The organism is Bradyrhizobium barranii subsp. apii (assembly GCF_011516635.5).
Taxonomy (GTDB): Bacteria; Pseudomonadota; Alphaproteobacteria; order Rhizobiales; family Xanthobacteraceae; genus Bradyrhizobium; species Bradyrhizobium barranii.
In genome coordinates, this window is the sequence record NZ_CP096255.1 from 5349040 (window position 1) to 5361756 (window position 12717).

11 protein-coding genes and 1 tRNA gene are annotated in these 12717 nt (G+C 62.6%); 1 reads left to right on the plus strand and 11 read right to left on the minus strand.

Features of this window, described 5'->3' with window-relative positions:
* Position 1: 1 nt before the first annotated feature.
* From HAP41_RS25430 to HAP41_RS25465, 8 genes are all read right to left on the minus strand, one after another.
* Entirely contained in the window at positions 2-1021 is a 1020-nt protein-coding gene (locus tag HAP41_RS25430) for a DUF1214 domain-containing protein (protein ID WP_166096533.1), read from the minus strand.
* 11 nt (positions 1022-1032) lie between these two features.
* Entirely contained in the window at positions 1033-1974 is a 942-nt protein-coding gene (locus tag HAP41_RS25435; RefSeq protein WP_085399542.1) for an HlyD family secretion protein, read from the minus strand.
* Positions 1974-2213: a DUF3302 domain-containing protein gene (locus HAP41_RS25440; protein ID WP_014495358.1), complete on the minus strand. Its 240-nt coding sequence runs from the start codon at positions 2211-2213 to the stop codon at positions 1974-1976. The genes HAP41_RS25435 and HAP41_RS25440 overlap by 1 nt, the downstream gene beginning before the upstream one ends.
* 32 nt (positions 2214-2245) lie before the next feature.
* Positions 2246-2755 (minus strand): hypothetical protein, encoded by a 510-nt coding sequence (locus HAP41_RS25445; protein WP_166096532.1) that lies wholly within the window; start codon positions 2753-2755, stop codon positions 2246-2248.
* A gap of 57 nt (positions 2756-2812) precedes the next feature.
* A complete protein-coding gene (locus HAP41_RS25450; RefSeq protein ID WP_166096531.1) occupies positions 2813-3856 on the minus strand; it encodes an HAD family hydrolase in 1044 nt (347 codons plus the stop codon).
* 83 nt (positions 3857-3939) lie between these two features.
* Positions 3940-5760 (minus strand): arylsulfatase, encoded by a 1821-nt coding sequence (locus HAP41_RS25455; RefSeq protein ID WP_166096530.1) that lies wholly within the window; start codon positions 5758-5760, stop codon positions 3940-3942.
* 72 nt (positions 5761-5832) lie between these two features.
* Positions 5833-7437: an arylsulfatase gene (locus tag HAP41_RS25460; RefSeq protein WP_414643392.1), complete on the minus strand. Its 1605-nt coding sequence runs from the start codon at positions 7435-7437 to the stop codon at positions 5833-5835.
* A gap of 121 nt (positions 7438-7558) precedes the next feature.
* A complete protein-coding gene (locus tag HAP41_RS25465) occupies positions 7559-8572 on the minus strand; it encodes a formylglycine-generating enzyme family protein (RefSeq protein WP_166096529.1) in 1014 nt (337 codons plus the stop codon).
* A 510-nt stretch (positions 8573-9082) separates the two neighbouring features.
* Here HAP41_RS25465 and HAP41_RS25470 point away from each other — a divergent pair.
* A complete protein-coding gene (locus HAP41_RS25470; RefSeq protein ID WP_166096528.1) occupies positions 9083-10075 on the plus strand; it encodes a helix-turn-helix domain-containing protein in 993 nt (330 codons plus the stop codon).
* Positions 10076-10226: 151 nt separating this feature from the next.
* Here the strand turns inward: HAP41_RS25470 and HAP41_RS25475 are convergent.
* The 3 genes from HAP41_RS25475 to HAP41_RS25485 form a co-directional block, all read right to left on the minus strand.
* Positions 10227-10301 (minus strand) — tRNA-Asn (locus tag HAP41_RS25475).
* A 132-nt stretch (positions 10302-10433) separates the two neighbouring features.
* Positions 10434-10802 carry a hypothetical protein gene (locus HAP41_RS25480; protein ID WP_166096527.1) on the minus strand — a complete coding sequence of 123 codons (369 nt, stop codon included), beginning with the start codon at positions 10800-10802 and terminating at the stop codon, positions 10434-10436.
* A 210-nt stretch (positions 10803-11012) separates the two neighbouring features.
* On the minus strand, positions 11013-12707 hold the full coding sequence (locus tag HAP41_RS25485) for a flotillin family protein (RefSeq protein ID WP_166096526.1): 1695 nt from the start codon (positions 12705-12707) through the stop codon (positions 11013-11015).
* Between the last annotated feature and the right edge of the window lie 10 nt (positions 12708-12717).

Sequence of the window (12717 nt, forward strand, 5' to 3'; positions counted from 1 at the left end):
TTCAGCTCACCGGCTTCGGCTCGGGGAATTTCCACTTGCCGTTCAGAATTTCGGCACGCGGCCGATAGAGTCGCACCGTGTAGTTCCAGCCCTTCATGATCGGCAGGCAGTTCGGGATCTTGCCGTCACAGCCACCGAACTGGACCACCGTGGAGCCGTCGGCTGATTTCGTCGCCGTCAGATTGTTGAGCGAGTAAGCGTTGTAGGGGTTTTTCTCGAAATAGCCCTCGGCGTTGTAGAGACTGATCGACCAGAAGCCGTCCACCGGCACATTGCCGGGGACGGTCAGCTTGTAGACGGTGCTGCCGTCGTTCTTCTCGGGAGTGACGCTGAGATAGGTGGCGTCCTTGTCGGGATTGCCGCCCCATCCCGCAGCGGTCGCGATCAGGTGCCGGATCGGATCGACCTGCCCCTTGGCGCCAAACGCATTCTTGAAGCCGCCTGCGGTTGACGACAGCACCAGGAGCGCGTCCCGCACCTTCTTCTGACTGACCGGATCCCAATTCGGTATCTCGAACTTGCCCGGGGCCTTCTGGCTGATCGTGACGGCGTCCTGGACTGCGCGGACCTTCTCGACATCCTTGGGATCGTTGGGATCGACGAGGGTTCGAAGCCCGATCAGCGCATAGCGTGTGCCGACCCTCTTCCGATCGTAGGTGTAACTTCCGGCGCGATACTCTATGTCGCCGACGATGTAGTGATCCTCGTTGACCACCATCAACGACCGGAACCGCTTGCCAGCGTCCGGCAACTTGATCGTTACCGGTCCCGCATCGAGATCAACGACGACCATGGAGTACAGCGTGTCACGATTCGACCGGATGACGCCCTGCTTATCGATCGCCATCGGCTCGCGATGGTGAAACAGCTTGCCGATGCCACCGGCGTCCTTGACGCCGTTGCCGAAGTACAGGTCGGATTCCGCGCGCCCAAAATTATCGATCGTCACCGGGACCGGCGACTGCGCCTGCGTGGCCGAGGTGAGGATGAGGAACGAAGCCGTCAGCACTGCTCTTTTCATGCGCCCTCTCGCTAGAACGGATTGACGTAATTCAGGATCGCGACCTGCCGCAGGATCACGCGGCGCACGACGTGGGTCGGTTTGACGTGATCGGTGTAGATCGCAGCCGTTCCGGCGCTGCCGGCCGGCAACCGTTTGACGAAATCGGCGTCGTCGAGCTTGACGCGCACGACGAAGGGGGCGGCCTCGATGGCTTTCGGCAGGACTGCCGTGCCCGATGTCTGCACCTGTCCGGTCGCGATCGCCTGGAGCACGCTCTCGACCTTGCCGGAGTAGATCTGCCCGGGTGCGAATTTGAATGTGGCCTCGACCTCCTGGCCGGGCGCCACGTAGCGCGCATCGTTCTGGTTGATCTCGACGCCGATGATGGTGCTTGAGACGTCAATGAACGCCATCACCGGTGCCAGCGGCAGGTTCGCCACGCGCGCGCCCTTGCGCAGCGCGAGATTGGTGACGTAGCCGTCGGCCGGCGCGCGCACCACTGTCTTGTCGAGATTCCACTGCGCGGCCTCGAGCTGGCCGGAGAGCTGGTCGGCCTCCGATTGCCGCTGTTCGACATCGAAGCCGCGGCCGGCGTCGCGCTCGTAGAGCTGCGTCATCTGGCCGAGGCGCGTCTTGGCGAGCTTGAACTGCGCGTCGATCGCCTTGACCTGCGCCGCGTAAGGCGTCGGGTCGATCTTGAACAGGACATCGCCTGCCCTCAGCGGCGCGTTGGCGAGAACCGGAACATCCGTCACCTCGCCCGCCACATCAGGCACGATCGAGACTGCATTGCGCACGACCAGCGCATTGCCCTGCGGTGCGCCCCACCCCATCGGGATCAGCAGTCCGAACAGCAGCAGCACCAGCACGATCGCGGGCGACGCCTTCCAGAACAGGTTGAAGCGTACGATCCCGAAATGCACCAGCAGGAACAGCAGCACCAGATAGGTATTGAAGAGCGCGACACCCATCACGCATCTCCCGCCTTGCGTGCGGGCACGTCGAGATAGGCCCAGATCAACGCGATCGGCCACAGCGCGAAGCCGAAGAACAGCGTGATCCAGCCGGCGACAGTCACTGCCTGCGCATGAGGATGGTTGCGCGACTTCGCGATGTGGCCGGGCAGCCAGCCCGCGATACAGACCACGCCGATCGCGCTGGCGAGCAGGATCACCAACACGATCCAGGCGAAGATGTCGTAGCCGCTCATGACCGCCGCCTTATTGCGTCAGTGACGTGCCTTCATTGGCAGTAGTCCCAAAAACCCTGCGTGCGGGATGGATCGGTGTAGTACCAGCACATCCCCGGCGCGGGCGCAGCACCCGCCCAGGCCACAGCCGTGGCCGCCGTCACGAAACCGATCGCCGCACCGGCAGCGATCGCGCCGCCCCTCGGCCAGTGGTAATAGCCGGGTCGCGCCCAGCCGCCGCGCCCGGCCACGGCCGTGGTGCTGCGGACGGCGACGTTGCCGCGCGGTCCGACCACTGCGGTCCGGCCGCGATAGGCGGCGCCTCGGGGGCCGACCACGGCGCCGCCACGATGGACCACGGCCCCACCACGCGGCCCCATGGCGGCCCCGCCGCGGCGAACAGCGGCACGCACCTCGATCAGATCGGATGGTCCAGTCGCGCCCTGCTGGATTGCCGCTGGCTGGAGCGGCGCCGCCGACACCGTTCCGACCGGAAGCGACGCGCCGGTTGCCAACGCCAGCAGGCAGTTCGTCCACCGAAACATGCGCATATGTCCAGACATCCTTGTCCCTCCCTTTGTTATTGCTGTCGTTGATGCAGCTTCCCGCACGCGTCCTCGTCATTGCGACGCTTCCGCGGTGCCGCGTTCGGACGCAAACACCGTCGTCCAGTCCTTTGCCATGTCGACGACGGTCCAGCCGCGCTGCGTGGCCTCGTCCCAGGCCTTGTCGAGCTTTCCGATCTTGGACTCCCTGTCGTAGGAATATTCGCGGGCCGCATCGGTGTGATGGACGATGCCGACGAAGCGCGCTCCAGGTCCGGCCGCGGTCCATTGCAGCATCTGGTGGTCGCCGTCCGAATTGCCGAAGGCGAGGATTGGACGGCGGCCGATGAAGCGGTTGATGCCCGACGGCTTGCCGGGGCCATCGTCGATGAACTCGACCTTGGGCAGCTTCGTCAGGACGGGACGCCCGTCAGTGCCGATCTTGAACTGCGCGACTCCGGAGGAGCCAACTACCTGCTCCGGCGGGATGCCGTAGGCTTTCTCCGCCCACGCCCGCATGAATTCGACGCCTCCACCCGAGGCGATGAAGGTCTTGAAGCCATTTGCGCGCAAGTATACGAGCAGCTCCACCATCGGCTGATAGACAAGCTCCTTGTAGGGGCGCTGACAGCGCGGGTGCTGCGCCCGGGCCAGCCAATCGGCAACCGAGGCCGCATAGGCGTCCGTCGTTATGCCGCTATGGGACGCCGCGATCAGCGTCAAAAGACCTTTCTCACCCTGCGCCGCCAGCACGTCCTTGTTGCCTGAGAGGAACGCCTTTAAGGGCTGCTGCTGCTTCCACTCGGGATGCTGCGGCGCCATCGCCCTGACGCTATCGAGGCCGAAGGCCGCCTGGAAATAAATTGGCTGTTCGCACCAAAGTGTACCGTCGCTGTCGAACACGGCAACGCGCTCCGCCGGCGGCACGAAATCGACTCCGCCTTGCGAGGTCACCCGCCCAACAAAGTCGATGATTGATGTCTTCGTGACCCCGTCGTTCCACGAAGGTAGAGGTCCGGTTCGAGCAAAAGCTGCCGCACTCCAGACCGCGACAGCATTGATGGCGGCGAAACCGATCAGAAACCCACGCCGGGTGGCAGATGCGAGGGAAACGGGCATTCTGGATCTCACAGGCGCAAGCGAGTAACTACGAAGGTGGCACCGGCCCGCAACGACGCGGGCCGGTGAGGATGGGGTGTCAGCTATTTGACTCCGCGTTGCTGGAGCTGCTGTTCGATCATCTGATTGACGCCTGAGCGTATCTTGTCGATGCTCTGGGCTCGTTGTCCTGCCCTGGCGCGGTTGTCCTTGATCTCATCGAGCTGCTCTTCAAGGATCGTGGCCGGTACGAAACTCGGTGGGAACGACCGCGGCGGAAAATCCTTGAAGGTCATGACGAAGGCGCCGACGTCGTCCATCGCGCCGTAGACCTGCCCGACATGGTTGAGTTGCCAGTCCCAGAATGTGTTCGAGGTGATGTCAGCCCTCTCGAACGGATCCTGAAGCAGGTTGAATATCTTCTGGAGGCGTAGCTTGGTGAAGGGCTCGGCCCAGACGCCCAGTGTGCCGGGCAGACGCTGCTCGGCGTAGACATACTTGTAGTCGCCCTTGCGCAAGGCCACGAGCAAGCCGTCATCATCCGAGTAGAAGAACTTGTCACGAGCGCTCTTGGTGCCGTTGTTGTTGCCGGCCGTGCCGCTGACGTTGCGCAGGAATGCGGTCTGGTCGAACCCGTCGAGATGGACCTTGTAGTTGATGCCGTTGGCGGTGTACCCGGCGCTCAGCTTGTTGACGATGTCGGGCTCACCTGCCGCCGAGCACAACGTCGGAATCCAGTCGTTGTGGCTCATCAGCTCATTGGTGACCGTGCCCGGCTTGATGACGCCCGGCCAGCGCACCAGGCACGGCACGCGGAAAGCGCCTTCCCAGTTGGTGTTCTTCTCGGAACGGAACCAGGTCATCGCGCCGTCCGGCCAGCTGTTCATGTGAGGACCGTTGTCGCTGGAGTAGACGACGATGGTGTTGTTGGCGATCCCCATATCGTCGAGGGCTTTGAGCAGAGTACCCACCGTATCGTCATGCTCCTGCATGCCGTCGATGTATTCGCTGTCGCCATGCGTGTAGCGGCCGCGATGATCGGTACGCACATGGGTGCGCAAATGCATGCGCGTGGCGTTGAACCAGCAGAAGAACGGTTTGCCGGCGGCCTGTTGCCGTTTCATGTAGTCGATGGCCGCGGCCGACGTCTCGTCGTCGATCGTTTCCATGCGCTTCTTGGTCAGCGCGCCGGTATCTTCGATGGTCTGTTTGCTGATCTTGCCGAAGCGGGGGTCTACGGTCGGATCGTCGCGGTCTGCCGCCTTGCACCTCAGCACGCCTCGGGGGCCGAACTTGGCGAGGTAGCTGGGGTCCTTGGGATAGTCGGGTAGTTCCGGCTCCTCCTCGGCGTTGAGATGATAGAGATTGCCGAAGAATTCGTCGAAGCCGTTCACGGTCGGCAGCGACTCGTTGCGGTCGCCGACGTGGTTCTTGCCGAACTGTCCGGTGCCGTAGCCGAGATTTTTGAGGAGGCCGCCAATCGATGGGTCGAGCTGGCTCATGCCCATCGGCGCACCGGGAAAGCCGACTTTGGTCAGGCCGCTGCGAATGCCGTGTTGGCCGGTCAGGAACGCCGCGCGACCCGCCGTGCATGATTGTTCGCCGTAATAGTGGAGGAACTTGATCCCCTCGCGTCCGATGCGATCGATGTTGGGCGTCTCGTAGCCCATCAATCCGTTGGAGTAGGCGCTGATGTTGGCGATGCCGATATCGTCGCCCCAGATCACGAGAATGTTGGGCTTGCCTCCCGCTGGCTGAGCTGCCGCCGGCGCGCGAGAGGGCGCTGCTTGCTGCGCTTGCGCCAGTGCTTCCGAGGTCAGCGTCGCTGCTGCGACGATCGATGATGTTCCAAGGAGCAGATTTCTGCGGTTGATCGTTTGTTCAGCGTCGGAGGAATTGTTCTTGTTCTTTAGTTCGCCGCTCATTTCTACGCTCCCTGTGTTTCATTGGTCGTTCACGTCAGCCGCTCGGCGTTGCTGCCAGGCGGTTACGCCACACTATTGCGTGACTTGAAAACTCCTCTGCATCTTCTCGACGATCTGATCGATGCTGAAGCTCGACGGCCGCTGACTCGGGGGAAATTCCTTGAAGGTGGCGAGGAACTCCCCCACAATTCTAGGCGCAGCAATGAACACACCCGCGCCGTCCGTCATGAGCCAGTCGTAGTAGGTGTTCGACGTGATATCCGCGCGCTCGTAGGGGTCCGAGCGCAGATCGAAGATTTTCGGCACGCGCAATTTGGTAAACGGCTCGGCCCAAATTCTTAATGTACCTTGCGCACGCTGCTCTTCGAAGACGACTTTCCAGTTCTCGTAGCGCAGAGCCACCACGTCGCCATCATCGTCGAAGTAGACAAACTCCTTGCGCGCGCTGCGCTCCTGCTGACCCGTGAGGTGGGGAAGCTGGTTATATCCGTCGAGATGGACCTTGAACGTTTTGCTTCCGGCCTGGTGCCCCCTCAGCAGTTTGTCCTTGATATCCGGTTCACCCGCGGCCGCCAGCAGGGTCGGCATCCAGTCGAGCGCGCTGATGGTCTCGTTCGAGATCGAGCCGGGTTGAATTCGTCCTGGCCAGCGGATCATGCACGGCACGCGGAACGCGCCCTCCCAGTTGGTGTTCTTTTCGCTGCGGAACGGCGTCGTTCCCGCATCCGGCCAGGAGTTCTGATGCGGCCCATTATCCGTGGTGTAGATCACGACGGTATCGTTACCGATGCCGAGATCGTCGATAGCCTTGAGCACCGTTCCGATCGTCGCATCGTTTTCGATCATGCCGTCGGCGTATTCGGTCCTGGCCGTCAGCCCGGGCGGGCCACGATGGGACTCCCGTACATGCGTGCGAAAGTGCATTCGGGTCGTGTTGAACCAGCAGAAGAATGGCGTGTTGGCCTTCGCCTGACGTTGCATGAAATCGATGGCGGCAGCCGATGTTTCGTCGTCGATCGTTTCCATCCGTTTCTTGGTGAGTGCGCCGGTGTCCTCGATGGTCTGCTTGCCGACCTTGCCCCAGCGCGGATGTTCGGTCGGATCGTCGCGATCCGACGCCTTGCAACGCAGCACGCCCCGTGGGCCGATCTGGTCCCGCATACCGGTCGGATAAAAGCGGTTCTCCGGATCTTCCTCGGCGTTGAGGTGGTAGAGATTGCCGAAGAATTCGTCGAAGCCGTGCACGGTTGGCAGATATTCATTGCGGTCGCCGAGGTGGTTCTTGCCGAACTGCCCGGTGGCGTAACCAAGCGGCTTCAACAACTCTGCGATGGTCGCGTCTCGCGCTTGCAGACCCACGGTCGCGCCGGGAATGCCCACCTTTGAAAGGCCGGTGCGCAGCGTGCATTGGCCAGTGATGAACGAGGACCGCCCCGCCGTGCAGCTCTGCTCGGCGTAATAGTCAGTGAACATCATGCCTTCTTTCGCGATGCGGTCGATGTTCGGCGTGCGATAGCCCATCACACCAAAGGAATAGGCGGAGACATTGGTCTGTCCGATGTCGTCGCCGAAGATCACGAGGATGTTCGGCTTGCGGCCGGACGCCGATGAAGCCGCCGGGCTCGCGGCTGAACCTGGCGCCGCTTTCTGCGCTTGCGCCAGTGCCTCCGATGTCAGCGTCGCCGCGGCGACGGGACGAAGTTCCCAAAAGCAGTTTTCGGCGATTGATCGACTGGTCAGCCCCGGACTGGGTGTTGTTCTTCTCCAACTCGCTGCTCATGCGATACTCCCTATCTTGCTATGTTGCAGCAGACCCTTCTTGTTCGCGATGAACAACGAGAGGCGTCCGCATCACGCAGCGGAAGCCGACATGGCTGGTTGAAGTATCGACCGGCTCGGCGTGGCGCGCCGCGGGGCGGTAGCGACGGCAATAGTTCGGCGCGCAGAGATGCGAGCCGCCCTTCAAGACTTTGCGCGGGATGCGGATGTCGGGTTGACATGGATCAAAGCTCGCCTCCTCGCGGCCACCGCGGGGATTTCTGGGAATGCAGCAAGGCTTTACGGCATCGGCGGCATGCTTTGACGACCACCAGTCCGAGGTCCACTCCCAGACATTGCCGATCATGTCGTGGAGGCCGTAGCCGTTCGGCGGGAAAGCCATGACCGGCGAGGTACGCTTGAACCCATCCTCGCCGAGATTCTGGACGGGGAAATTGCCCTGCCAGATGTTGGCCATGTGCTTGCCGCCGGGCATCAGCGCATCGCCCCAGGCGAACTCCTCGCCGTCGAGGCCGCCGCGCGCGGCGAACTCCCATTCCGCTTCCGTCGGCAGCTCCTTGCCGGCCCAGCGGGCATAGGCTGCCGCATCGCTATAGGAGACGTGCACGACCGGATGGTCGTCGAGGCCCTTGATGTTGCTGCCGGGGCCGTAAGGATGACGCCAGTTGGCGCCGCGCATGAAGGACCACCACTGGCTCCAGTCGGTGAGATCGGTGATACGCGGCAGCGGCGAGAACACCAGCGAGCCGGCGTAGAGCATCTCCTTCAGCGCGCCGGGATAGTCCTTGGGGTCGGGAACGATCTGCGCCTCGGTGACGTGGCCGGTCGCGTTGACGAATTGCTTGAACTGCCGGTTGGTGACGGAGGTGCGGTCGATCCAGAAACCGTCGACGGAGACGCGATGGCTCGGCGCCTCCTCGGGATAATGATGGTCGGATCCCATACGGAAGGTCCCGCCGGGAATGAAGACCATCTCGCCGGTCTTCACGTCGTCCGGCAACCACTCGCAGTGATCCGTATCCGCCCTCAGCATCGTGGAAACTCCGATACGAGTATTCCACCCGATACTATGGCGCGGATTTCAGCAGGCGTCGACGAGAGCACATTGCCCGGCATTCTGGACGCATTGTCTGGTCCCCTCTTCTTGGCGCCGAGGGTGCGAGATGGGTGTCGTAGACTTGCGTCAGCATCTCTCCCTCTTTTGCGCACATCCTTCGAGCCCGCGGCAACACCATACCGCCATCCCCGCCCCGCGGTTCGCAGAACGATCGTTGCCGATATCGCCTAGGTTGCAAATGGTATCCGAAGATAGGATGCCCGTGATGTGCAGTTTGTGCCAATACGTCGCGCCGATCGGTGAGGCTTAACGACACATGTCGCAAATTCCTCAATCCGCAGCGTCGTGTGGCGTACAGCTCGCGTCAAATTCGGCGATGATTTACCTCAAAGCGCGAACTCGGACTGTCGTACCCACTTCGCGTTGTAGTGGTGTTCAGCCGCCGCCTGCCGCAGAATTGTCGCGCTTGAGTAACAGGGTGGCGCCATGGGCCAATTCCTTCTGGTTGATTCGCGTAAGCTCGACGGCTTCGAAGGTCTTCACCAGGCCGTTCACGGCTCACACGTCGATGTCATGCAGCTCGGGCGCGGGCGATTGCGCGGATCGCTCTCCCATGTCGGCATCGGCGATTTCTCGCTCAGCATCGGCACCTTCAGCGTCGGCATGCGCACGCAGCGTGTCGCCAGCGACGACAAGCTGATCATCGGGATGCTGCTCGCGGCCGAAGAGCGCGTCACCCACTGGTCCTTCGACATGCGCCTCAACGACGTGCTCGTGATTCCGCCGCTGCTCGAGCATGACGGAATCTTTCACGGTGCATCCGCTTACGCCGCCATGCGCTTCGACATCAACGAGGTCGCATCGCTGTTCGGCGGCGAAGCGAGGCTGAGCAATCCCGACACCTGGCGCAGGCGCGACCATTTCCGGGCGGACCCCGATAGCGGCGCGATCGCCGCACATCGTCTGGTCCGGATCATGTCACATCTGCGCACCTACAGGAGCGGCCTGACGCCCTCGACCGCCGATTTCTGGAAGCGATCGATCGTCGAATGCATGGCGGCCAACGTGATGTCGTCGCTACCGCCCGACGACACCGGCTGGCTGCCTTCGGCAAGGCGGCTGATCCGCCGGGTCGAGGAGTATCTCGACGAGGCCGGCACGCGCCCGGTGCATGTCTCGGAGATCTGCGCCGCTCTCGGGGTGTCGCGCCGCACCCTCCATCGCGCGTTCCAGGAGGTGTTCGGCTTGGGCCCGGTCAGCTTCCTCAGGCACAAGCGGCTGTGTGCGGTTCATTCCATTCTGCATGAGAGCGTTCCCGGCTCGACGACCGTGGCCGCTGCCGCCATGCAGCAGGGCTTCTACGAGCTCGGGCGGTTCTCGCAGTATTACTATGCGATGTTCGGGGAACGTCCGTCGCAGACCCTGGGAGGACGAACTGTCCCTCGCCTGAGGGTTCAACCCTCTCAGCATGAATTATAGGCGCCTGGTCAGGCTGTGCTGGGGGACAGCTATGGTCCGACCGATTCCCTCTCCACCGGCCGACTGCACAGCCGTGCGCCGGGCCCAACGCGCGGCCCCGAGTGGTGTTGCGCAATTACAACGCAAGTAAGGCTTTGAATTTGCTGGATTTTGGCTCCCCGGGCTGGATTCGAACCAGCGACCATCCGATTAACAGTCGGATGCTCTACCGCTGAGCTACCGAGGAAAGGGCGAACCAGTCGTTCGCGCGCGGCTGCGTATAACAAAGCCGCTTGCACTTGCAAAGGACGAATTCGCGATCTTGCACAATGCGCCGAGGAAGGGCCGCCGCCCCTCCCCTGGCTCAAGTTAGGTCAAACTATTCGGCGACGAAGGACGTGGTCTTGGTTCCGGAGTCGTACCGCAGCCGAAGCGCGGTGATCTTGCAGAGGTTGACGTTCTTCCAGAGCACGGACTCGTCATAGTTCTGCCAGTCGACGCGGATGTTCCAGACACATCCCTCGTCGTCCTCCTCGAACTCGACATAGGTGCTCGCCTGGTTCTGCAAAACCTTTTCGAGCTCGTTCTCCCATTCGTCCAGGCCGTCGTCCGGCGCGTTGAAGCCCAGGAATTTGATGGCATAGCCGGTCTCGTTGACGACGGTGACGTTGCGGGCGTCGGCCGCGAACGACGGCGTAACGGCGATCGCAAGACCGATCGCGATCAGTCCGGACAGAAAATACTTCATGTGAAATTCCCCCGATCGAAAGAGGCTCCGGTGCCTGACGTCGATCCGCGCAGGCACCGCGGCAACAAATGGCGTTGCCTCGAAGAATTCACCCGGAGCGCGATCGAGTGGTTCAACACGCGATCGATCGACGCTCCGGAGCTTGCGCGACGCGAGACGCGCACGGGCAGTTCATATCGATTCGAATTCTCCGCAGCAATGAACCGGCGTTCATAGATCGGCGGTGTTTGTTTTCTCCGGCACGGGCGCTGGCACTGCGGCGCCGTTGCTCTTTCCCGTCACGGCGCCGACCAGCGCTTTCACGGGATCCTCGCCCGGCGCAAACCCGCTCTGGCGCAGGATCTCGTCGATCATCGGACGCAGCGCGTGCACCTTGAGGAGCTCGCCCGCAAGCCCTTCGCCGAAGCCGACATTGCCGCCGCCGGTGCCATTGCCGCCGAACGCGCCGCCGGTGTGCAGGATGCGGACGTCCTTGAGATTGCCGATCGGCTTGACCATCTCGGCCAGCGCTGAGGGCATGGTCTCGATCCGCTTCTTGGCGAGCTCGAAGTCGATGACGTTGGCGCCGAGCTTGTTCTGCGCCTCGTTCTTGAGCGTGATGATGGCGGCTTCGGCCTCGCCGATATTCCTGACGCCGACAGCCTTGATCTTGTTGGACTCGGCTTCCGCGGTGGCCAGCGTCTTGACGGCCTCGGCGCGATCGAGCGAGGCCTTCTTTTCGGCTTCGGCCGCGACGATCAGCTCGGTCGACTTGCGCTCGGCCTCGGTGCGCGCGGCGAGAACCTGGGTGAGACGGGCACGGTCGGCGACCTCGACCGCGCGGGCGGTCACGACCTTTTCTTCCGCGGAGACGGCGAGCGCCTCGGCGGTCTTGGCGTCGGCGACGGCTTCCGAGGTCTGCTTGCTCTTAGCCGCGATCTGAATCTCGTTCTCCTGCGTGGCGATCTGGATTTCGCGCTGCGCGTCGGTCTTGCGCTTGTTGATGGCCAGATCCGACTCGATGACCGCGGTTTCCTTGACCTGCTTGGCGCCGGCCTCCTTCTCGGCAACGGCGCGGTCGGTGTCGATGCGGGCGTTCTCCTCGGTCAGGCGCGCGGTCTGGGTTGCGGTCGCCACCTCGGCGCGGGTGCTCGCGGTCTTGTTGGCGATGTCCCGCTCCTGGGAAAGCTCGGCCTCCTTCTTGGTGCGCTCGATGGTCAGGGTCTGCTGCCGCGCCTCGAGGTCCTTTTGCGCAATCGCCACCTCGTTGTCGCGCACGATCGAGTTGCGGTCGCGCCGGCGCGTCTCGGTAACGGTCTTCAGCTGGGTCAGACCTTCGGCGTCGAAGAAGTTCTCCGGGTTGAAGAATTTGACGTCGGTCTGGTCGAGCTTGGTCAGCGACACCGATTCAAGCTCGAGACCGTTGGATTTCACGTCCGATTCCACTGTCGCCTGCACATGCTTGACGAAGTCGCTGCGCTTCTCCTGCAACTCCAGGATGGACATGGTGGCCGCCACCGAACGCAGGCCGTCGACGAATTTTGCCTCGACCTGGTTACGCAGGGCTTCGGCGTCATTCGTCAGCGCGCCCAGCGTCTGGCTCGCGAGCGCAATGCTCTCATCGTCAGGACGGACGCGCACGTAGAACTCGGCGACGATGTCGACGCGCAGGCGGTCCTTGGTGATCAGGGACTCCCGCTCCTTGCGCTCGACGGTGAGCCGCAGCGTCTTCAGATTGACGCTGGCATAGGAGTGGAAGATCGGCAGGATCATGGCGCCGCCGTCGAGCACGACCTTCTTGCCGCCGAGGCCGGTGCGTACGAAGGCCTCGTCGCGGGTAGCGCGCTTATAGAGGATGGTGAAGACGATCCCGAGGACAACGATCAGCGCGACGCCGATCATGGCCGGGACTGCGATGTCGAACATGACTTTCTCC